We start from the raw sequence: 20,087 nt of genomic DNA, 5'->3' as shown, positions 1-20,087 counted from the left end.
GAGGCACGCGATACTTTTGAACTGACCGGTCAGTTCAAAAGAGTTCGTCGAGGGGGAGGGTGCGTGAAGAGCCCGCACACCGGGACAGCGGAGAAGATCGGGGCCGACGGAGCCGCGGTGAGCGCAGTGGACTTCGGCTTGAAGGGCCCGCGCGGCTGGGCGTTCCGCGGAGTGGACTTCGCCGCGCCCGCCGGATCGTTCGTCGCGATCGAGGGGGTGTCCGGCTCCGGCCGCACCTGCCTGTTGCTGGCGCTCACCGGACGCATGCGCGCCACCGAGGGGCATGCCGAAGTGGGCGGCCTGCGGCTGCCGAAGAAGATGGCGGCCGTGCGCCGCGTCAGCGCTCTGGGCCCCGTGACCGGGGTCAACGAGCTCGACCCGGCCTTCACGGTTGCCGAGCACCTGCGCGAACGCGCCCTGCTGCAGAGCCGGCTCGACGGCGGGCTGCGTGCGCTGTTCCAGCGGCCCGCCAGGCGACGCGCCGCCGCCAGGGCCCGGATCGACGCCGCCATGGAGTCCGCCGGTCTCGACCTGGAGTCGTTGCCCAAGGGCGCGCGGACCTCCGTACGGGACCTGGAACGGCTGGAGGCGCTGCGGCTGTCCGTGGGCCTCGCGCTGATGGGCTCGCCCCGACTGCTCGCCGTGGACGACGCGGACCTCAAGCTGTCCGACGCGGAGCGCGAGCACGCGTGGGAGCTGTTGCGGTCGGTGGCCGCTTGCGGCACGACCGTCCTGGCGGTGTGCAGCGAGCCGCCCCAGGACGCCCTGCGGCTCTGCGTACGGAACGCGACGAAGGACGGGGAGTCCGCAGCGCCCGCCGAATCCGTGACGTTCGCGAAATCGGCAGAAGCCGTGGACCCGATGGACAGCACCGCGGACACGACCGATGAAGGCACGACCGAGGAGGGGGCGGCCGATGCGCTCGCCGAAACTGGCCGCTCTTGAGCTGAGGCGGTTCGGCAGGGGAAAGCTGCCGCGCGCCGCTCTCGTCGCACTGCTGCTGCTGCCACTGCTGTACGGAGCCCTGTACCTGTGGTCCTTCTGGGACCCGTACGGGCGGCTCGACAGGATTCCCGTGGCGCTCGTCAACGACGACAAGGGGGCGACCGCCGAGGGCAAGAAGATCGCCGCCGGCGACGAGATCACCAAGAAACTGCTGGACAGCAAGGTCTTCGACTGGCAGGAGGTGACTGCCGAGGACGCCAAGAGCGGGGTCGAGAACGGGAGCTACTACCTGTCGCTGACCATGCCCTCCGACTTCAGCGAGCGGATCGCCTCCAGCTCCGGCGACTCCCCGGAGACCGGCGCGCTCCAGGTGCACACCAACGACTCCAACAACTACATCGTCGGGCAGATCTCCCGTTCGGTGTTCTCCGAGGTGCGCACGGCGGCCTCCACGAACGCCTCGCGCGGATTCCTCGACAAGATCTTCATCTCGTTCTCCGACATCCACGCCGCCACCGAGAAGGCCGCCCAGGGCGCCCAGGACCTCGACGGCGGCATCGGAAAGGCGAAGAAGGGCTCGCAGGACCTCGCCAACGGTCTCAACGACGCGAAGAAGGGCAGCGGGAACCTGTCGGGCGGCATCAAGAAGCTCGACAAGGGCGCGGGCGACCTCGCCGTCGGCGCCAAGCGGGTCGCCGACGGCACCAAGGAACTGGCCGGCAAGGTCAACCGGGTCGCCGGGCAGGTCCGCCCGTACCTGAAGGACGACGGCTCCTCGATCGCGCACTCCGCACAGTTGGTCGCGGACACCTCGAAGGTGGCCAGGAACCACTTGGAGAGCCTGGTCAAGGGTGCTCCCGTCGCCGCGCAGGGCTCGCGCAGGGCGGCGAACGAACTGGCCACCGCGTACAGGGAACTCTGCGAGCAGGCCCCCGCGGCCGACGACGAGGCGCAGACCGCGGCCAGGGCCAGGGTCTGCCCCGGGCTCAAGAAGGCCGTCACGGCCGCCGAGGAGACGGCGACGGTGTCCGCGGACGTCAACGCGATGGTCAAGGACAGCAACAGTGACCTGACGCTCCTGGACACGCGTCTCAAGGACATCCAGACCAAGTCGCAGAAGCTCGTCCGGGGCGCGCCGCACCTGGACGAGGACCTCAAAACCGCCGTCGCGGAGGTGAACGCCCTCAACTCGGGTGCCCAGAAGGTCTCCCAGGGCGCCGCCAAGCTGCACACCGGCCTCGCCTCCGCCCGTACCGGCGCCACCGACCTCGACCAGGGCGTCGGCAAGCTGAAGACCGGTGCGCACAACCTGGACGGCGGCCTGTTCAAGCTCGCCGACGGCAGCGGAAAGCTCGCGGGCAAACTGCACGACGGCGTGGGCAGGATCCCCGACTACGACAAGGACTCCCGCGACCAGCGCACCGAGGTGATGGCCGATCCCGTCAAGCTCGCGTCGCAGTCCCTGCACAAGGCCCCCAACTACGGCACCGGGTTCGCCCCGTACTTCATCCCGCTGTCCCTGTGGGTGGGTGCGATGGTGGCGTACATGCTGATCCAGCCGCTCAACCGGCGCGCTCTCGCCGCGGGTGCGTCCGCGTGGCGGACCGCCTTCGCGGGCTGGCTGCCGGTCGTCGCGCTGGGCGTGCTCCAGGTGGCCGCGCTGATGTCCGTACTGCACTGGGGCCTGGGCCTGGAGATGACCCGCACCGCCGGCACCCTGGGCTTCCTCGTCCTGGTGACGTGCTGCTTCGCGTCGATCGTGCAGTGGCTCAACGCCCGGTTCGGGGCGGCCGGACGCATCCTGGTGCTCGCCGTGCTGATGCTTCAGCTGACGTCGGCGGGCGGCACGTATCCGGTCCAGACCTCTCCGACGTTCTTCAACGCGATCCACCCGTTCCTTCCCATGACGTACGTCGTCGAGGGGCTGCGCAGGCTGATCTCGGGCGGCGGACTGGAGCCGGTGTGGACGGGCAGCCTCGTGCTGGCCGCCTTCACCGCCGGCGCACTCGCCCTCACCGCGGTCTCCGCCCGGCGCAAGCAGGTGTGGACGCTGGACCGCCTGCATCCGGACCTGAGCCTGTGAGCGCGCGGCCGGTGAGCCCGGAGAACACCCCGGGGGCTGAAAGAATCGTCGCCATGGACAGCACCAGCACGCGTCGCCGCAACACCCGGCAGAAGCTCTACGAGGCGGCGGTGACGCTCATCGCCGAGAAGGGCTTCTCCTCCACCACCGTGGAGGAGATCGCCGACCGGGCGGGCGTCGCCAAGGGCACGGTGTACTACAACTTCAAGAGCAAGAGCGAGCTCTTCGAAGAGCTGCTGCGGTACGGCGTCGGACTGCTCACCGCCTCCCTCCAGGAGGCGGCCGACGCCACCGACGCGCGGGGCGGCAGCAAGGTGGAGTCGCTCGACGCGATGATCCGGGCCGGCCTTGAGTTCATCGACCGGTACCCGGCCTTCACGCAGCTGTACGTCGCCGAACTGTGGCGGACGAACCGGGCGTGGCAGTCCACCCTCCTGGTGGTGCGTCAGCAGGCCGTGGCCGTGGTCGAGACGGTCCTCTCCCAGGGCGTCGCGAACGGCGAGCTGAGCCGGGAGATCGACATCAAGCTGACCGCCGCGGCACTGGTCGGGATGGTGCTGGTGGCTGCGCTGGACTGGCAGGCGTTCCAGAGCGAGCGCTCGCTGGACGACGTGCACTCCGCGCTGTCGCGGCTGCTGCACGGGCGGGTGGGCGGCGCCCACGGCTGAGTCGGCGGGCCCAGCTCTGAGTATCCGTACCTAGTACGGGAGATGAGTAGGTGCGCGGATGGGCTCCCACCTGCGCGGACGACAGAGTGGGAGGCACGGAGGGGGCGCTCGCGCCGAGACCGCCGACACGGGGCGGCGGAAGCGGCGCGGCACCCCTGCCGAACGGGGTACGGGGACGGCGCGCCGGCCGGGTGAGGCTCGGGGGGATCGAGCCTCACCCGGCCGGCGCCGTTCCGGTCCCCGCCAGCTGCGGGGCCCCGCCCTGCGGGATGTCCGGGGTCCTGCGCCGAGAGGCGGCTTCTGGCTACGATCGCGTCCGTGTCCGTACTCCCCCTCGTCTTCACCAGCGGCTGGGCCAGCGGGATCAACGCCTACGCGGTGGTCCTGCTCCTCGGCATCTTCGGCGCCACCGGACTGACCGACGAAGTGCCCGCCGCCCTTCAGCGCACGGACGTCCTGGTGGTCGCCGGGATCCTCTTCCTCTGCGAGGCGGTCAACGACAAGATCCCGTACCTGGACTCGCTGTGGGACAGCGTCCACACGGTGATCCGTCCGATCGCCGGTGCGGTCGTCGGCGCACTGCTCGCCGGGCAGAGCGGGTCGCTGCCGGAGCTCGCCGCGGGCGCGGTCGGCGGCTCCACCGCCCTGATCAGCCATCTGGTCAAGGCGGGCACGCGGATGGCGGTCAACACCTCGCCGGAGCCCTTCAGCAACATCGCGGTGAGCACCGCGGAGGATCTGGGCGTCGCCGGGGTCATCACCTTCGCCATGTTCCATCCGGTCGCGGCGGCGGTCGTCGCCGCCGTCCTGCTTCTGGCGGGGCTGGTCGTACTGCTGTTCCTGGCGAGCCGGATCCGGCGGTTCCGGCGGCGCAGGGCACAGCGGCGCGAGGAGAAACGCCTGGCCGGGCCGGGTGCGCGGCCTCCCGGCTGAGTTGTCGGTGGCGGCCGTTAAAGTCACTGGCATGGCACGGACTGTGGTGATCGGCGCCGGACTCGGCGCACTGGCGACCGCTGCCCGGCTGGCCGTCGCGGGCCGCCGGGTGACGGTGTACGAAAGGGGCGGGACCTACGGCGGTTCCGCGGGCCGCTTCGAGCGGGACGGCTTCGCCTTCGACACGGGCCCGGACCTGCTGCACCTGCCGGCCGTGTACCGGGACGTGTTCGTCAAGACGGGCAAGGAGCCCCTGGAGAGCTGCGTCGAGCTGACGCAGGTGGACCCCGCGAGCCGGCACTTCTTCCCCGACGGCACGGCCCTCTCGCTGCCCAACGCCTCCCGCGGGGGCGTCGTCTCGGCCCTGGACGACGCGCTGGGAGCCGGTGCGGGCGAGCGCTGGGACGCCTTCATGACCCGGGCCCGGGACGCCTGGGACCGCACCCGCCGGCCACTCCTCGAAGAGCCGCTGCGCGCCGACTGGCAGGTGCTGGGCCGCGACCCCTACCCCGCGCTGCGGCACAAGCGGCTGCTGCGCCGCGACCGGCAGGCGGCCACGACGTCGGAGGTCGCCGCGTGGGAGCTGGCCGATCCGCGGCTGGTCGCCCTGCTGGAGGGCTACGCCCTGGCGTACGGGCTGGACCCGCGCGACGCGCCCGCCTCCGCCGCCGTCCTGCCGTACCTGGAGCAGACGTTCGGGAGCTGGTATGTCGCCGGGGGCACCCGCGAGCTGGCGCGGGCGCTGTACGAGCGGTGCCTGGCGCGGCGCGTGGAGTTCGTCTTCGGGACGGAGGTCATGGCCGTCGTGGAGAAGGACGGCCGGGCGGCAGGCGTGGAGCTGGCGGACGGGACCGTCGTCGAGGCGGACTCCGTCGTCGCGGCGGTGCCTCCGGCGCGGCTGGCGGCGCTCCGGGACGGGCGCGGCGTGTACGGCGACCGGGACGCCCCCGCACGCACGCCCGAGCGGGTGGCGGCGGGCCGGGTGCAGGTCCTGCTGGCACTCGAAGGGGCCCGGGAGGCGGGCGCGGCGCACCGGAGCGTGGTGCACCCCGTCCACCGGGACTTCGAGCTCCGGGAGGTCTTCGACGAGCTGGGTCTGGTGGAGTCCGTCGGCGACGACCTCTCCCCCACCGTGTTCGTGTCCCGGCCGGACGATCCGGCCCTGCGCCCCGACGACGGGCACGAGGCGGTGGTGCTCACCGCCGCCGCCCCGGTGCACCCGGCCTACGACTGGAGCACGCCGGGTCTGGCCGCTCTCTGGGCGGACCGGATGGTGGCCGCCGCCGCCGTCGCGGTTCCGGGGCTCGCCGAGCGGATCCTGTGGCGCGAGGTCCGTACGCCCGCGGACACGGCCGCCGTCACGGGGGCGGCCGGCGGGGCGGTGCCGCCGCCCGCCCTGGCCGGTCGCGACGGCCGTTTCCTGGCGCCGTCCAACACCACCGCCCTGCCGGGGCTGTACGCGGCGGGGGGCTGGGCCCATCCGGGCGGCGGGCTCGCGCACGCCGGGATGTCGGGCGCCCTGGTGGCGGGGCTGATCGTGGAGGGGGACGGCTTCCGCGGGTCGAGGTAGGGCGCGGTCGCGCACGCGAGCGGCCGGGGTTCCCGGGAGGCCCGCGGGCCTCCCGGGAACCCCGGCCGTCTCACTGCCTCGTCGTGCGCGGGCTCAGTAGCGGTACTGGCCGTTCGCTCCGGTGTCGTACCCGTAGGGGTGGCCGGCGGGCTGCTGGGGGGCCTCCGGGACGAACGGCTGCTCCCCGTCGCGCTGCTGCGGCACCCACACCCCGCCGGGTGGCGTCTCGGTCGCGTACGCGTCGCCGTAGGGGCCGCCGCTGTAGGGCTGCTGGGCGCCGTACGGGTCGTAGTCGCCGCCGCCGTAGGACTGGGTACCGATGTACGGGTCGGAGTAGGCGGCGTACTGCTGCTGCCCCGTGTCGTACGTGCCGTAGGAACCGGCGTCCTGGAGGGCACCGCCCTGGTCGTACGTGGGGTAGGAGCCGCCGCCGAAGTCGTCGAAGCCCTGCGGCTGCGATGCGGCGGACGCCGCGGCGTAGGGCGCCGAGGCGTCGTAGACCCCGTACCCGCCCGTGTCGTCGGGCATCGGCTGCGCCTCGTGGACCGCGGTCTGCTGCTCCGGCTGCCCGTGGGCGGGGTAGCCGTGTGCCGCGTCGAAGTCGTCCGCGGCCGGCTCGGGCTGCGCCCCGTACTCAAGGTCCGAGACCTGGAGCGTGGGCTGCGCCCCGGTGGACTCGCCGGACGTGCCCCGGCGGCGCTTGCTGGCACCGGGGTTGCCGCCGATCGCCCAGCCCGTCGAGAAGCCGCGGCGGAAGGAGAGGGTGACGTAGGTCTGGCCGACGGCGAAGGCGGCGGCGCCCGCCGCGATCAGGGGGACCGACGCCAGCAGCACGCCGACCACGACGACGGCGAAGCCCGCGAAGGCGAGCACGCGCCAGCGCAGTCGCGCCTTGTACTGCAACAGCACTTCGCCGAGCAGCCACAACGCGACCACGCCGAATGCGATGTAGAGGACCGTCCAGCCCATGTACGCCCCTCCTCCTGCCGGCCGCCGGCCCCTGATGGGCACGGCGGCGCGAGTACCGCTGTGGTGACTGTTACGACTGCGTCGGCCGTGACGACTGGTCGTGCAGTCCGAGATTCTCGTAGATTTCGAGGGTCGCCGTCGAGTTGTTGAGCGTGATGAAGTGCATTCCCGGTACACCTTCGGCGAGCAGCGTCGCGCAGAACTCCGTGGCGAACTCGATGCCAATGGAGCGTACAGCGGCCGGATCGTCCTGGACCGCGAGCATCCGTTCTCTCACGGCATCGGGAAAATGCGCGTTGCTGAGCTGCGGAAGCCTGTCCAGCTGTTTGACCAGCGTGACCGGCATCACCTCGGGAATGATGGGGGTGTCGCAGCCCGCCGCCTGGACGCGGTCCCTCATCCGCAGGTAGCTCTCGGGATCGAAGAACATCTGCGTGATGGCGTAGTCGGCGCCGGCCCGGCACTTCTCCACGAAGTACCGGATGTCGGAATCCCAGCTCTCCGAGCGCGGGTGCATCTCCGGGAACGCGGCGACCCCGACGCAGAAGTCACCGGACTCCTTGATGAGCCGGACGAGTTCCGAGGCGTACGTCACACCCTCGGGGTGGCGGACCCATTCGCCCATCGGGTCGCCGGGCGGGTCGCCGCGCACCGCGAGGATGTTCCGGATTCCGGCATTGGCGAACTGCCCGATCATGTTGCGCAGCTGGGCGACCGAGTGGTCCACGGCGGTCAGGTGCGCGACGGGCGTGAGGGTGGAGTCGGAGGCGATCTTCTGGGTGGCCTTGACGGTGCCTTCGCGGGTGGAGCCGCCCGCTCCGTACGTCACGGACACGAAGCTGGGGGCCACCGCCTCGACCCGGCGCAGGGCGTTCCAGAGGTTCTGCTCGCCCTTCGCGGTCCTGCGGGCCGAGAATTCGAAGGAGAACGACGTCTTTCCGGTCTCCAGAAGCTCACGCACCGTAAGGGCGCGGTCTGTTCTGGTGGAAGCTGTGCCAAGGGCCATGCGGAGAGGTTAGCCAGGGGCATGGCGGAGCCCCAACCGAACCGGCACCAAAGATCTGTTATGTCGGATTCTTGTCCATCCTTCGGACAGTTTTTCGGTCACGCGCGCGGGGACTTCGGCCGAACGGCATCGGTCGAGGGCTTCCGGCCGCGTCGAGGGCTTCCGACTTTCCCCGACACGCCTGCCCGGTGGGCCCCGACCGGGTCCCCGGCTGCGCCTAGTCGCCGTACGACCTGATGCGCCCGGCGAGTTCGGCGGTCGCGGCGGCCGGGTCCGCGGCCTCGGTGAGGGCCCGGACGACCACGACCCGGCGAGCGCCCGCCGCCAGCACCTCGTCGAGGTTGCCCGCGTCGATGCCGCCGATGGCGAACCAGGGGCGGTCCTGGCGGAGCGAGGCCGCGTACCGGACGAGGTCCAGGCCGGGGGCGTAGCGGCCGGGCTTGGTGGGGGTGGGCCAGCACGGACCGGTGCAGAAGTAGTCCACGCCGCTCTCGGCGACGGCGGCGTCGACCTCGGACTCGGCGTGCGTGGAGCGGCCGACCACGACGTCCTGGCCGAGGATCGCGCGGGCGGCGGGCACCGGCAGGTCGCCCTGGCCCAGGTGCAGCACGTCGCTGCCCACAGCGTGCGCCACGTCGGCGCGGTCGTTCACGGCGAGCAGCTTGCCGTGCCGGCGGCAGGCGTCGGCGAAGACGGCCAGGTGCTCCAGCTCCTCGCCCGCCTCCATGCCCTTGTCACGGAGCTGGACGATGTCGACACCGTGGGACAGGACGGCGTCGAGGAACGCGGGGAGGTCTCCCTGCGCCTTGCGGGCGTCCGTGCAGAGGTAGAGCCGGGCGTCGGCGAGCTGGGCGCGAGGCGCGGGCAGCGTGGGCATGGTGCGGTGTCCCCCGTTCCGCGGGCGCCCGTAGGGGCTCCCGCCTGGCGGGCGTGCGCACGGCCCCGGGGTGGGCCGGGACCGTGGGCACGCCCCGATCGGCTTCTGTCAGAGGGCCAGCGCCTGAGCGCGGCGCTTCACCTCCGTGCCGCGATTCTCGCTCAGGGCCTCGGCGGGGGTGCCGGGCAGGGTCGGGTCGGCGGTGAAGAGCCACTCCAGCATCTCCTCGTCGGAGAAGCCGTCGTCCTTCAGGACCGTCAGGAGTCCGGGCAGGCCCTTGACGATCTTGTCGCCGTCGATGAAGGCGGCGGGCACCTGGAGCGCGCGGTTCTCACCGCGTCGCACCGCGATCAGCTGGCCGTCCTTCACCAGCTGGCGCACCTTCGTCACCTCCAGGTCGAGCATCTCCGCGATGTCGGGGAGGTAGAGCCAGGCAGGTACGAGGGCATCGGTCTTTGCGTCAATCTCGGTCACAGGACAAGCCTGCCATCCAGGACCGACAGTCGGCACCCGGGACCGCCGGAGGGGCCCCTGGCCCGACGGCTCCGCTACTAGCGCTGCCGGACCGCCGTCTTCAGCGGTACGGAGGGATCGGCGGCCAGCGCCGGGTCGAGCACGGCCCCGGCCTCGACCAGCTTGCGCCCCTGCGCCAGGTCGCGCGCGCGGCCCACCGCGAGCAGCGCCACGAGGGCCCCGTCACGCAGCCAGCACACCGACCAGGAGGGGCTGGTCGCGTCGCCGCGCCAGATCATCGCGTCGGCGTCCGCGTGGTGGCCGATGTACTGCACGAAGCGGCCGAACTGCTCGGACCAGAAGTACGGCACGGGATCGTAGACCAGTGGCGTGCCGCCCAGGATGTTCGCGGCGACCGCGCGGGGGCCCTGGAGGGCGTTGTCCCAATGGTGGACGAGGAGTCGGCGACCGTAGCGCCGGGACGGGAAGGAGGCGCAGTCCCCGACGGCGTACACGTCGGGCGCGAACGTGCGCAGGTGCGCGTCGGCGGTGACGGAGCCGTCCGGGCCCCGTGCGATGCCGGAGCCCTCCAGCCAGTCCGTCGCGGCTCTGGCGCCGATGCCGACGACGACGGCCCGAGCGGGGATACGGCGTCCGTCGGCGAGCAGCACCGCGCCGGGCTCCACCGCGGCCACGCGCGCGTGCGTGAGGAGTTCCGCGCCGCCCTCGGCGTACCAGGCGGCCATGGGCCCGGCGATCTCGGCGGGCATCGTCCCGGCGAGCGGCCGGTCGGCGGCCTCCACGACGGTGACCCGGCAGCCCGCCTCGCGGGCGGCGGTGGTGAACTCGGCGCCGATCCAGCCCGCGCCGACCACCACCACGTCGCTCTGCGCGTCCAGCACCGGGCGCAGCCGGTGCGCGTCGTCCAGCGTGCGCAGCAGGTGGACGCCGGGGGCGCCGACGGTCCCCGGCAGGGTCACGGGGTCCGCACCGGTGGCCAGCACCAGGGCGTCGTACCGCAGCGGCCCGGTCGGGGTGTCGATCTCGTGGTCGTCGGGTCGCACCCCGACGGCCTCGGTGCCCAGCCGCAGGTCGACGCCGAGCGCCTCGAAGTCGACGTCGAAGGCGGAGCCCTCGGCCTTGCCCAGGAGCACCGCCTTGGACAGCGGGGGCCGGTCGTACGGGGGATGCGGCTCGGAGCCGATCAGCACGAGGTGGCCCCGGAAGCCCTGCTCCCGCAGGGCCACGGCGGTCTGCACCCCGGCCATTCCCGCGCCGACGACGACGATTCGTTTCTGCTCGCTCACCCGGCCACCTTATGCATCTGACACGGCGTCAGGAACATGCTTCCCCGTCCGCCGTCTCCTCGACCACGCTCGTGCCGCTGCCCTCCTGGGATTCCCATGCCCAGCTCTCCTCCAGCCGAACGCGACCGTCCGGCCGCAGGGTGACCGCGGACAGACAGTGTCCGGACGACGTGGTGCCGTCCGACGTCAGCTGTACGTACCTGAAGTCGAGCCGGTCGCCCTCCCGGGTGCCGACGAGGTGTCCCCGCACGATGTCGCCGCCCGCGTACTCGGCCCAGATCCGGCCGTCCTGTTCGTGGTAGGCGAAGCGGGTGCGGCTGCCGACCTGACCGGGGTCCTGATCGGCGACCGGGGCGAGGACGAGTCCGTCGAGCGAGCGGGGCACGGGGGCGCTCCCTTACGGGCCGTTGGGGCAAACGTCTAGTCTGGTCACCGTACAAGCACTCACGGGAGCCCGGCCGACCGGGCTGAGAGGGAGGCTGACCGGGCCTCCGACCGTACGAACCTGATCCGGGTCATGCCGGCGAAGGGAGGGGCTGGACGCCCATGCATTCCTCTGAGCAACGCCCGTACGACGTTCTGGTGATCGGCGGCGGGATCATCGGCCTCGTGACGGCCTGGCGGGCCGCACAACGGGGCCTGCGCACCGCGCTCGCCGACCCCGATCCGGGCGGCGGCGCCGCACAGGTGGCGGCGGGCATGCTGGCCGCCGTCACCGAACTCCACTACGGCGAGCAGACTCTGCTCGGCCTCAACCTGGCGTCCGCGCGCCGCTATCCGGAGTTCGTCGCGGAACTGGAGGAGGCCGGTGGGCTGGACACCGGTTACCGCGCGTGCGGCACCCTGGCCGTGGCCCTGGACGCCGACGACCGGGCCCACCTGCGCGAACTGCACGCCCTGCAAAGGCAGTCGGGGCTCACCTCCGAGTGGCTGAGCGGACGCGACTGCCGCCGTCTGGAACCGATGCTCGCACCGGGGGTGCGCGGCGGGCTGCGGGTGGACGGCGACCACCAGATCGACCCGAGGCGGCTGGCAGCGGCCCTCCTGGCCGCCTGCGAGCGGGCCGGGGTGATCCTGTACCGGGCGACCGCCGAGCGGCTGTCCGTCGTACGGGAGCGGGCGGCGGGCGCGCTGCTGGCGGACGGCACGCGGGTGGTCGCCGACCAGGTGGTACTGGCGGCCGGATCGCTCAGCGGACGGCTGGCGGGAGTGCCCCCGGAGGTCCTGGTGCCGGTGCGTCCGGTGAAGGGACAGGTGCTGCGGCTGACGGTGCCCCGCGCGTACGCGCCGTTCCTGAACCGCACCGTGCGCGCGGTGGTGCGCGGCAGCCACGTCTACCTGGTGCCCCGGGAGAACGGCGAACTGGTCGTCGGCGCCACCACCGAGGAGCTGGGCTGGGACACCACGGTCACGGCGGGCGGCGTGTACGAGCTGCTGCGCGACGCGCACGAGCTGGTGCCCGGCATCACCGAGCTGCCCCTCACCGAGACCCGGGCCGGGCTGCGCCCCGCCTCCCCCGACAACGCCCCGCTGCTCGGTCCGACCGCTCTGCCGGGGCTGCTGCTCGCCACCGGCCACTACCGCAACGGAGTACTGCTCACCCCCGTCACCGGGGACGCGCTGGCGACGGTGCTGACGACCGGCGAGCTGCCGGAGGAGGCACGGCCGTTCACCCCGCGCCGCTTCCCCGCCGTGCCTCCGCCCCCCGCCCCCTCCGCACGACAGGAGCAGCTCGTATGAACGTGTCCGTGAACGGCGAGCCGCGCGCGCTGTCCCCCGGTACGACCCTCGGCGACCTCGTCGCGACCCTCACGCGCGCGCACGCGGGCGTGGCCGCGGCGCTCAACGAGACAGTGGTGCCGCGAGGCCGCTGGGCGGACACCGCCCTCGGCGACGGCGACCGCGTCGAAGTACTCACCGCAGTCCAGGGAGGCTGAACACCATGGCCGACGACCTCTTCGAACTGGGCGGCGTCTCCTTCTCGTCCCGGCTGATCATGGGTACGGGCGGTGCGCCCAGCCTGGACGTGCTGGAACGCTCGCTGATCGCCTCCGGCACCGAACTGACGACGGTGGCCATGCGGCGGCTCGACCCCTCCGTGCAGGGCTCGGTGCTGTCCGTGCTGGAACGGCTCGGCATCCGTGTCCTGCCGAACACCGCCGGGTGCTACACGGCGGGCGAGGCGGTGCTCACCGCACGACTGGCACGGGAGGCGCTGGGCACCGACTGGGTGAAGCTGGAGGTCATCGCCGACGAGCGGACCCTGCTGCCCGACCCGGTGGAGCTCCTCGACGCGGCGGAGGTGCTGGTCGACGACGGCTTCACCGTGCTGCCGTACACCAACGACGACCCGGTGCTCGCGCGGAAGCTGGAGGACGTGGGGTGCGCGGCCGTCATGCCGCTCGGCTCGCCCATCGGCTCCGGGCTCGGCATCCGCAACCCGCACAACTTCGAGCTGATCGTGGAGCGGGCGGGGGTGCCGGTGATCCTCGACGCGGGAGCGGGCACCGCGTCCGACGCGGTGCTGGCGATGGAGCTGGGCTGCGCCGGGGTGATGCTCGCGTCGGCGGTGACGCGGGCCCAGGAACCGGTGCTGATGGCGGAGGCGATGCGGCACGGGGTCGAGGCGGGGCGGTTGGCGTACCGGGCGGGACGGATCCCGCGGCGGCACTTCGCGGAGGCTTCGTCGCCGGGAGAGGGCCGGGCGAGGCTGGATCCGGAGCGGCCGGCGTTCTGAGGGGGCGGGGAGGGGGCGCGCGGGGGCGGTGACGGCCGGGGCCGGTGACGGCCGGAGACGGCGGGCGCGCGGTGGCGGCCGGGAACGGCGGCCGCTCGGGGCCGGGGACGGAGGCGGCCGGGAACGGTGGCCGCTGCGGGCCGGAGACGGTGGCTGCCGGGGTACGGAGGGATGCGGGCGTAGGACAGGGGGGTGCGCGTTCCGCGTGGGGGCCGCCCCCTTGCCCGCCCGTTCCGCCCCCGGGGGCGGCCCCGCCGCCCAAGGCGGCTGACGTAGGGACGGGGCGCAGGTCCCGTCGTGTGAAGGGGCGCGCGGGAGGGCGGCGGCGCCCAAGCGGGGGGTTGGGGGCGGAGGCCCTGTTACAGGTCGGCTTCAGTCCGGGGGCGGGGCAGGCATCCCCGGCCGGTCCGCCGGTACCGGCTCGTAGACTCCCTCCGTGGACACGACCCTTGAAGACCCCCTCGTCGGGCACCTGCTCGACGGCCGCTATCGCGTCGAGGCACGCATCGCCGTCGGCGGGATGGCGACGGTCTACCGGGCCGTCGACACCCGCCTCGACCGCGTGCTCGCCCTCAAGGTGATGCACCCCACCCTCGCCGCGGACGTCTCCTTCGTCGACCGCTTCATCCGCGAGGCCAAGTCCGTGGCACGTCTCGCGCACCCCAACGTGGTGGGCGTCTTCGACCAGGGCGCCGAGGGCGCCTACGTCTACCTGGCGATGGAGTACATCGCGGGCTGCACCCTGCGCGACGTCCTGCGCGAGCGCGGCGCGCTCCAGCCGCGGGCCGCGCTCGACATCCTGGAGCCCGTGCTGGCCGCGCTCGGCGCCGCGCACCGGGCCGGGTTCGTGCACCGGGACATGAAGCCGGAGAACGTCCTGATCGGGGACGACGGTCGGGTGAAGGTCGCCGACTTCGGTCTCGTACGGGCCGTGGACACCGTCACCAGCTCCACCGGCTCCCTCCTGGGCACGGTCTCCTACCTCGCGCCGGAGCAGATCGAGCACGGCACCGCCGACACCCGCGCCGACGTGTACGCGTGCGGAGTCGTCCTGTACGAAATGCTCACCGGCGCCAAGCCGCACTCCGGCGGCACCGCCGCCCAGGTGCTCTACCAGCACCTCAACAAGGACGTGCCGCCGCCGTCGGCCGCGGTACCGGGGCTGGCGCCCGGACTGGACGAGCTGGTCGGCGAGGCCACCGCCCGCGACCCTGAGGCCCGCCCGTTCGACGCGGTCGCCCTGCTCGGACTGGCGAGGACGGCGCGTGCGGCCCTCGACGACGAGCAGTTGGACCTCGTACCCCCGCAGGCGAAGACGGAGGCACCCGCGGTCGGCCCCGAGGACCGGACCAGTGTGATTCCGCGCACGCTGCCCACCGAGCGGCACACCAGCCGGCTGCCGGGGCCGCCGCCCGGGGCCGAACCGTCCCGTGCGCCGTCGCGGCGCGCCCTGCCCACCCGGCGGGGGCTGGTCCTGGTCGTGGCGGCGGTGCTGCTGGCGCTGGTGGGCACCGGGGTCTGGTACATCAACTCCGGACAGTTCACGCAGGTCCCGGCTCTGCTCAGCCAGTCGGAGAAGGACGCGCGGGCGAAGCTGTCGGCGGCCGGGCTCGACGTGAAGGGCGTGGAGCGGAAGTTCAGCGACACCGTCACGCGCGGCACGGTCATGGACAGCGACCCCGCGCCCGGCGCCCGCGTCCGCCACAACGGGTCGGTGACGCTGGTCCTCTCGCGGGGCCCCGAGATCGTGAAGGTCCCGGACGTGAAGCGGATGCCGCTGGCGAAGGCCAGGAACGAACTCAAGGACGCCGGTCTCGCACCCGGCGTCGTCAGCAGGGCCTTCAGCGAGGACGTGCCCCTGGGCACGGTCATCAGCACCGAACCGCGCGCGGGCACCGGCCGCGCGCCCGACACGGCGGTGGCGATCGTCGTCAGCAAGGGTGCGCCGGTGGACATGCCGACGGTGACCGGGCAGGGCGTCGAGGACGCCACCGGCACCCTGGAGGGCCTCGGGCTGAAGGTCGACGTCGCGCCCGAGCAGGTCCACTCCCCCGCCGAGGCGGGCAGGGTGGCCCGGCAGTCGGTCCCCGCCGGCACCCGGCTCGGCCAGGGCGAACGCGTCACACTCACCGTCTCCAAGGGGCCGCGGATGGTCGCGGTGCCCGACGTCCTCGGCAAGCAGTCGGACGAGGCGAGCCGAGTGCTCAGGGAGGCGGGGTTCCAGGTCGAGGTCGAACGGCCGCTCCTGTCCTTCAGCAAGGTCATCGAGAAGCAGTCGGTGGCCGGCGGCTCGCAGGCCCCCGAGGGCAGCACGATCACCCTCACCACGAAGATCCTCTAGCGGGGCGGGGCGACCACGACGACAGGGGTCACGGAGCGGGTGCGGCATCCTGGAGGGTGATGAGCACCGCAGAGATCCCCACCCCGTTCCCCGTCGGCCCGCCGACCGCGCACGTCCCCTCGGCCCGCGTCCCGGCCGCCCACGATCCCGCCCTCCGCAACCCGGTCGGCGGCCATGTCCCCGTCGCCGGAGGGCTCGCCTCGACCGGGCTGCCGTACGCCCGGGAGATGGGCGCGGAGGCGGTCCAGGTCTTCGTCGCCAATCCGCGCGGCTGGGCGACGCCGGTCGGCAACCCGGCGCAGGACGAGCTGTTCCTCGCCGCCTGCACGGCCGAACGCATCCCGGCGTACGTCCATGCCCCGTACCTGATCAACTTCGGTTCGCACACCGCTGCCACCGTCGAACGGTCCGTGGAGTCGCTGCGGCACTCCCTGCGCAGGGCCCGCGCCATCGGCGCGCTGGGCGTCGTCGTGCACACCGGGTCGGCGACCGGCGGGCGGCCCCGCGCGGAGGCCCTCGCGCAGGTACGGACGCATCTGCTGCCGTTGCTGGACGAGCTGACCCACGACGACGACCCGTACCTGTTGCTGGAGTCGACGGCCGGCCAGGGCTTCTCGCTGTGCTCGCGGACCTGGGACTTCGGGCCGTACTTCGACGCCCTGGACCACCACCCGAAGCTCGGGGTCTGCCTGGACACCTGTCACATCTTCGCGGCGGGCCACGACCTGGCGGGGCCGGGCGGGATGAAACAGACCCTGGACCTGCTGGTGGACACGGTGGGCGAGGGACGCCTGAAGCTGATCCACGCCAACGACTCCAAGGACGTCACCGGCGCGCACAAGGACCGGCACGAGAACATCGGCGCGGGGCACATCGGCGAGGAACCTTTCCGCGAGCTGTTCTCGCACCCGGCGACCCGGGGGGTGCCGCTGGTCATCGAGACGCCGGGCGGCAAGGAGGGGCATGCGGCGGACGTGGCGCGGCTGAAGGGCTTGCGCTCCTTCTGAGGCGCTCGCGGAGCCCGCGGGGCCCGTGGGAGCCGGCCCGGAGGCCGTGCAGGCCGGCCCAAGGGGCCGTGGAGGGGCCGACCCGGGAGCCCGTGCGGGCAGCCCGTCCCGTGCGGGCGGCGCGGCCGTTACAGCTCGGGGCCGTCCCCCGGCTCCTCCTGGTACGAGTAGCGCTGTTCGCGCCAGGGGTCGCCGATGTTGTGGTAGCCGCGTTCCTCCCAGAAACCGCGGCGGTCCGCCGTCATGTACTCGATGCCGCGGACCCATTTGGGGCCCTTCCAGGCGTACAGGTGCGGGACCACCAGGCGCAGCGGGAAACCGTGCTCCGCGGTGAGCAGGTCCTCACCCTTGTGGGTGGCGAAGATGGTGCGCGGGTCGGTGAAGTCCTCGATGCGGACGTTGGCGCTGTAGCCGTACTCGGCCCAGACCATGACGTGCGTGACCTTCGGGGCGGGCGGAGCCAGTTCCAGGACCGTCCGGGCGGCGACGCCACCCCATTCGGCCCCCAGCATGCTGAACTTCGTCACGCAGTGCAGATCCGCGATCACCGTCGTGAAGGGCAGCGCGGAGAACGCCTCGTGGTTCCAGCAGCGCTTCTCGCCGTCCGCGGTCGCGCCGAAGACGCGGAACTCCCAGCGCTCCGGCTTGAACTTGGGGACGGGCCCGTAGTGGGTGACCGGCCAACCGCGCTGGAGCCGCTGTCCCGGCGGAAGCTCGGAGTGCTCGATGTCGCGGTGTTCCCGGCTTTCCGGCTGACCCATGCCTCCCATGGTGACAGACGGCGAGGGGTGGTCATGACCGGGTCTGGGCCGATTCGGGCAACTCCTACTAAGCGTGCACTTACTGGACGTCTTCCGAGCTGCGGTGCGAGGATGCGCGCAATCTGCCCGGCCACCCCCTGGAAGGAGCCCCAGCGATGCAGGGCGACCCCGAGGTCATTGAATTCCTCAACGAGCAGCTGACCGCCGAACTGACGGCGATCAACCAGTACTTCCTCCACGCGAAGATGCAGGACAACTTCGGCTGGACGAAGCTGGCGAAGTACACGCGGGCCGAGTCGTTCGACGAGATGAAGCACGCGGAGATCCTCACCGACCGCATCCTCTTCCTGGAGGGCCTGCCCAACTACCAGCGGCTCTTCCACGTCCGGATCGGGCAGACGGTCACCGAGATGTTCCAGGCGGACCGGCAGATCGAGGTCGAGGCCATCGACCGGCTGAAGCGCGGCGCGGAGGTCATGCGCGCCAAGGGCGACATCACGTCGGCCAAGATCTTCGAGGACATCCTCGCGGACGAGGAGCACCACATCGACTACCTCGACACCCAGCTGGAGCTGGTCGAGAGGCTCGGTGAGCCGCTCTACATCGCCCAGCTGATCGAGCAGCCGAGCGAGGCGTAGCAGCCCCTCAGGCGGCCTCGTCCAGGGCCACCCGGTCCGTCTGCTCCGCGACGGAGGACAGCGCGTGCTCGGCGATCAGTTCGCGGCGCGGGCAGGCCCCGCGGCCGAGCAGGCCCTGAATCGTACGGACGCAGTTGCCGCAGTCCGTGCCTGCCTTGGTGACGGAGGCTATCTGGCGCGGGGTGCACGCTCCGGCGGCGGCGTGGGCCTTGATCTGCTGGTCGGTCACGCCGAAGCAGGAGCAGACGAACACGCGGACACCTCGATCCCTCAGCCAGGCCGGTCCATGGTCAGGTAAACCTAACCTTACCCGTCTCGCCGCGTACGTAAAGACCCTGGCCGCACATGACGGTGGGGCACGGATCACATGGATCCGTGCCCCACCGTCGTACGTCACCGGGGTTACTGGTCGCGGTACATCTCCGCCACCAGGAACGCCAGGTCGAGGGACTGGCTGCGGTTGAGCCGGGGGTCGCAGGCCGTCTCGTAACGCTGGTGCAGGTCGTCGACGAAGATCTCGTCGCCGCCGCCCACGCACTCCGTGACGTCGTCGCCGGTGAGCTCCACGTGGATGCCGCCCGGGTGGGTGCCCAGGGCCTTGTGCACCTCGAAGAAGCCCTTGACCTCGTCGAGCACGTCGTCGAAGCGGCGCGTCTTGTGGCCGGAGACGGCCTCGTAGGTGTTGCCGTGCATCGGGTCGGTGATCCAGGCGACGGCCGCGCCGGACGCGGTGACCTTCTCGACCAGGTCGGGCAGCTTGTCGCGGACCTTGTCGGCGCCCATCCGGACGATGAAGGTCAGCCGACCGGGCTCGCGGTCCGGGTCCAGCTTGTCGATGTAGCCGAGCGCCTCGTCGACGGTGGTCGTGGGGCCGAGCTTGATGCCGATCGGGTTGCGGATCCGGGAGGCGAACTCGACGTGCGCGCCGTCCATCTGCCGGGTGCGCTCACCGATCCACACCATGTGGCCGGAGGTGTCGTACAGGGTGCCGGTGCGGGAGTCCACGCGGGTCAGCGCGGCCTCGTAGTCCAGCAGCAGCGCCTCGTGCGACGCGTAGAACTCCACCGTGCGGAACTCCGCCGGGTCGGTCCCGGCGGCCTTCATGAAGTTCAGCGCGTTGTCGATCTCGCGGGCGAGCTGCTCGTAGCGCTGGCCGGACGGCGAGTTCTTCACGAAGTCCTGGTTCCAGGCGTGCACCTGGCGCAGGTCCGCGTAACCGCCGGTGGTGAAGGCGCGCACGAGGTTGAGGGTGGAGGCGGACGCGTTGTACATCCGCTTCAGCCGCTCGGGGTCCGGGATGCGGGCCTCTTCGGTGAAGGCGAAGCCGTTGACCGAGTCACCGCGGTACGTCGGCAGGGTCACGCCGTCGCGGGTCTCGGTCCCCTTGGAGCGCGGCTTGCTGTACTGACCGGCGATCCGGCCCACCTTGACGACGGGCACGGACGCGGCGTACGTCAGCACGGCGCCCATCTGGAGGAGCGTCTTGAGCTTGTTGCGGATGTGGTCGGCCGACACGGCGTCGAATGCTTCTGCGCAGTCACCGCCCTGAAGCAGGAACGCCTCGCCCTTGGCGACGGCTCCCAGTCGGGCGCGCAGCTGGTCGCACTCGCCCGCGAAGACGAGCGGCGGATACGATTCGAGGTCCGCGACAACATCGCGCAGCGCCTCGGCATCGGGGTACTCGGGCTGCTGCGCCGCAGGAAGGTCGCGCCAGGTGTTGCCACCGTTGAGGGTGGTCTTCGCGTTCACGGTCACCCGGCCACCCTACGGGGTGCGACACGGTGCTCCGCGC

20 protein-coding genes and 1 riboswitch are annotated in these 20,087 nt (G+C 72.2%); of the genes, 11 read left to right on the top strand and 9 right to left on the bottom strand.

What is annotated here, in order from left to right; genetic code table 11:
- Positions 1 to 63 precede the first annotated feature (63 nt).
- The 5 genes from ACQPZG_RS25575 (at position 64) to ACQPZG_RS25555 (ending at position 6,199) form a co-directional block, all read left to right on the top strand.
- Positions 64 to 945: an ATP-binding cassette domain-containing protein gene (locus ACQPZG_RS25575; protein ID WP_433548059.1), complete on the top strand. Its 882-nt coding sequence runs from the start codon at positions 64 to 66 to the stop codon at positions 943 to 945.
- Complete coding sequence (locus tag ACQPZG_RS25570) at positions 917 to 3,028, top strand: YhgE/Pip family protein (protein ID WP_433548058.1); 2,112 nt, start codon at positions 917 to 919, stop codon at positions 3,026 to 3,028. Before ACQPZG_RS25575 ends, ACQPZG_RS25570 begins: the two co-directional genes overlap by 29 nt.
- 53 nt (positions 3,029 to 3,081) lie before the next feature.
- Positions 3,082 to 3,696, top strand: a complete 615-nt coding sequence (locus ACQPZG_RS25565; protein WP_433548057.1) for a TetR/AcrR family transcriptional regulator — start codon at positions 3,082 to 3,084, stop codon at positions 3,694 to 3,696.
- A 318-nt stretch (positions 3,697 to 4,014) separates the two neighbouring features.
- Positions 4,015 to 4,629 carry a DUF4126 domain-containing protein gene (locus ACQPZG_RS25560; RefSeq protein ID WP_433548056.1) on the top strand — a complete coding sequence of 205 codons (615 nt, stop codon included), beginning with the start codon at positions 4,015 to 4,017 and terminating at the stop codon, positions 4,627 to 4,629.
- A 31-nt stretch (positions 4,630 to 4,660) separates the two neighbouring features.
- Positions 4,661 to 6,199, top strand: a complete 1,539-nt coding sequence (locus ACQPZG_RS25555) for a phytoene desaturase family protein (RefSeq protein WP_433548055.1) — start codon at positions 4,661 to 4,663, stop codon at positions 6,197 to 6,199.
- 93 nt (positions 6,200 to 6,292) lie between these two features.
- On the opposite strand, the gene ACQPZG_RS25550 is transcribed toward ACQPZG_RS25555, so the two are convergent.
- The 6 genes from ACQPZG_RS25550 to ACQPZG_RS25525 form a co-directional block, all read right to left on the bottom strand.
- Positions 6,293 to 7,168, bottom strand: coding sequence for a hypothetical protein (locus ACQPZG_RS25550; RefSeq protein WP_433548054.1), 876 nt, complete (start codon positions 7,166 to 7,168; stop codon positions 6,293 to 6,295).
- 70 nt (positions 7,169 to 7,238) lie between these two features.
- Positions 7,239 to 8,174: a methylenetetrahydrofolate reductase [NAD(P)H] gene (metF, locus tag ACQPZG_RS25545; protein ID WP_433548053.1), complete on the bottom strand. Its 936-nt coding sequence runs from the start codon at positions 8,172 to 8,174 to the stop codon at positions 7,239 to 7,241.
- 217 nt (positions 8,175 to 8,391) lie between these two features.
- Positions 8,392 to 9,042, bottom strand: a complete 651-nt coding sequence (gene thiE, locus ACQPZG_RS25540; RefSeq protein ID WP_433549547.1) for a thiamine phosphate synthase — start codon at positions 9,040 to 9,042, stop codon at positions 8,392 to 8,394.
- 117 nt (positions 9,043 to 9,159) lie between these two features.
- Positions 9,160 to 9,525 (bottom strand): Rv2175c family DNA-binding protein, encoded by a 366-nt coding sequence (locus ACQPZG_RS25535; protein ID WP_185025755.1) that lies wholly within the window; start codon positions 9,523 to 9,525, stop codon positions 9,160 to 9,162.
- Between the two features lie 77 nt (positions 9,526 to 9,602).
- Positions 9,603 to 10,772: an NAD(P)/FAD-dependent oxidoreductase gene (locus ACQPZG_RS25530; protein ID WP_433549546.1), complete on the bottom strand. Its 1,170-nt coding sequence runs from the start codon at positions 10,770 to 10,772 to the stop codon at positions 9,603 to 9,605.
- Between the two features lie 67 nt (positions 10,773 to 10,839).
- The gene (locus ACQPZG_RS25525; protein WP_433548052.1) at positions 10,840 to 11,196 is read right to left on the bottom strand and encodes a hypothetical protein; all 357 of its coding nucleotides are present in this window, start codon (positions 11,194 to 11,196) and stop codon (positions 10,840 to 10,842) included.
- A gap of 51 nt (positions 11,197 to 11,247) precedes the next feature.
- Positions 11,248 to 11,360, top strand: a riboswitch (TPP riboswitch).
- On the opposite strand from ACQPZG_RS25525, the gene thiO reads away from it, so the two are divergent.
- The 5 genes from thiO (at position 11,358) to ACQPZG_RS25500 (ending at position 16,896) form a co-directional block, all read left to right on the top strand.
- Positions 11,358 to 12,551 carry a glycine oxidase ThiO gene (thiO, locus tag ACQPZG_RS25520; protein ID WP_433548051.1) on the top strand — a complete coding sequence of 398 codons (1,194 nt, stop codon included), beginning with the start codon at positions 11,358 to 11,360 and terminating at the stop codon, positions 12,549 to 12,551. Its footprint overlaps the riboswitch before it by 3 nt.
- Positions 12,548 to 12,748: a sulfur carrier protein ThiS gene (thiS, locus tag ACQPZG_RS25515; protein WP_433548050.1), complete on the top strand. Its 201-nt coding sequence runs from the start codon at positions 12,548 to 12,550 to the stop codon at positions 12,746 to 12,748. The genes thiO and thiS overlap by 4 nt, the downstream gene beginning before the upstream one ends.
- Positions 12,749 to 12,753: 5 nt before the next feature.
- Positions 12,754 to 13,548 (top strand): thiazole synthase, encoded by a 795-nt coding sequence (locus ACQPZG_RS25510; protein ID WP_433548049.1) that lies wholly within the window; start codon positions 12,754 to 12,756, stop codon positions 13,546 to 13,548.
- Between the two features lie 436 nt (positions 13,549 to 13,984).
- Positions 13,985 to 15,889, top strand: coding sequence for a Stk1 family PASTA domain-containing Ser/Thr kinase (gene pknB / locus ACQPZG_RS25505; protein WP_433548048.1), 1,905 nt, complete (start codon positions 13,985 to 13,987; stop codon positions 15,887 to 15,889).
- 59 nt (positions 15,890 to 15,948) lie between these two features.
- Positions 15,949 to 16,896 (top strand): deoxyribonuclease IV, encoded by a 948-nt coding sequence (locus tag ACQPZG_RS25500; RefSeq protein WP_433548047.1) that lies wholly within the window; start codon positions 15,949 to 15,951, stop codon positions 16,894 to 16,896.
- Between the two features lie 128 nt (positions 16,897 to 17,024).
- On the opposite strand, the gene ACQPZG_RS25495 is transcribed toward ACQPZG_RS25500, so the two are convergent.
- Positions 17,025 to 17,657 (bottom strand): sulfite oxidase-like oxidoreductase, encoded by a 633-nt coding sequence (locus ACQPZG_RS25495; RefSeq protein WP_433548046.1) that lies wholly within the window; start codon positions 17,655 to 17,657, stop codon positions 17,025 to 17,027.
- A 155-nt stretch (positions 17,658 to 17,812) separates the two neighbouring features.
- On the opposite strand from ACQPZG_RS25495, the gene bfr reads away from it, so the two are divergent.
- Positions 17,813 to 18,295: a bacterioferritin gene (gene bfr / locus ACQPZG_RS25490; protein WP_433548045.1), complete on the top strand. Its 483-nt coding sequence runs from the start codon at positions 17,813 to 17,815 to the stop codon at positions 18,293 to 18,295.
- A 7-nt stretch (positions 18,296 to 18,302) separates the two neighbouring features.
- Here the strand turns inward: bfr and ACQPZG_RS25485 are convergent, their stop codons facing one another.
- Together ACQPZG_RS25485 and ACQPZG_RS25480 are read right to left on the bottom strand one after the other, a co-directional pair.
- Positions 18,303 to 18,548, bottom strand: coding sequence for a (2Fe-2S)-binding protein (locus ACQPZG_RS25485; protein ID WP_433548044.1), 246 nt, complete (start codon positions 18,546 to 18,548; stop codon positions 18,303 to 18,305).
- A 149-nt stretch (positions 18,549 to 18,697) separates the two neighbouring features.
- On the bottom strand, positions 18,698 to 20,050 hold the full coding sequence (locus tag ACQPZG_RS25480) for a class II 3-deoxy-7-phosphoheptulonate synthase (RefSeq protein WP_433548043.1): 1,353 nt from the start codon (positions 20,048 to 20,050) through the stop codon (positions 18,698 to 18,700).
- Positions 20,051 to 20,087 lie beyond the last annotated feature (37 nt).

This window comes from Streptomyces sp. CA-294286 (assembly GCF_050947155.1).
GTDB lineage: Bacteria > Actinomycetota > Actinomycetes > Streptomycetales > Streptomycetaceae > Streptomyces.
The sequence above is the reverse complement of the archived record's forward strand: the minus strand, read 5'-3'. Positions and strand labels throughout refer to the sequence as shown.

Excerpts from the sequence above, each read along its gene's own strand:
- bfr (WP_433548045.1), top strand. The coding sequence starts at position 17,813 with ATGCAGGGCGACCCCGAGGTCATTGAATTCCTCAACGAGCAGCTGACC.
- ACQPZG_RS25500 (WP_433548047.1), top strand. The coding sequence starts at position 15,949 with ATGAGCACCGCAGAGATCCCCACCCCGTTCCCCGTCGGCCCGCCGACC.
- ACQPZG_RS25510 (WP_433548049.1), top strand. The coding sequence starts at position 12,754 with ATGGCCGACGACCTCTTCGAACTGGGCGGCGTCTCCTTCTCGTCCCGG.
- ACQPZG_RS25550 (WP_433548054.1), bottom strand. The coding sequence starts at position 7,168 with ATGGGCTGGACGGTCCTCTACATCGCATTCGGCGTGGTCGCGTTGTGG.
- ACQPZG_RS25570 (WP_433548058.1), top strand. The coding sequence starts at position 917 with ATGCGCTCGCCGAAACTGGCCGCTCTTGAGCTGAGGCGGTTCGGCAGG.
- ACQPZG_RS25495 (WP_433548046.1), bottom strand. The coding sequence starts at position 17,657 with ATGGGTCAGCCGGAAAGCCGGGAACACCGCGACATCGAGCACTCCGAG.
- ACQPZG_RS25565 (WP_433548057.1), top strand. The coding sequence starts at position 3,082 with ATGGACAGCACCAGCACGCGTCGCCGCAACACCCGGCAGAAGCTCTAC.
- ACQPZG_RS25555 (WP_433548055.1), top strand. The coding sequence starts at position 4,661 with ATGGCACGGACTGTGGTGATCGGCGCCGGACTCGGCGCACTGGCGACC.
- thiS (WP_433548050.1), top strand. The coding sequence starts at position 12,548 with ATGAACGTGTCCGTGAACGGCGAGCCGCGCGCGCTGTCCCCCGGTACG.
- ACQPZG_RS25530 (WP_433549546.1), bottom strand. The coding sequence starts at position 10,772 with ATGGCCGGGGTGCAGACCGCCGTGGCCCTGCGGGAGCAGGGCTTCCGG.
- metF (WP_433548053.1), bottom strand. The coding sequence starts at position 8,174 with ATGGCCCTTGGCACAGCTTCCACCAGAACAGACCGCGCCCTTACGGTG.
- thiO (WP_433548051.1), top strand. The coding sequence starts at position 11,358 with ATGCATTCCTCTGAGCAACGCCCGTACGACGTTCTGGTGATCGGCGGC.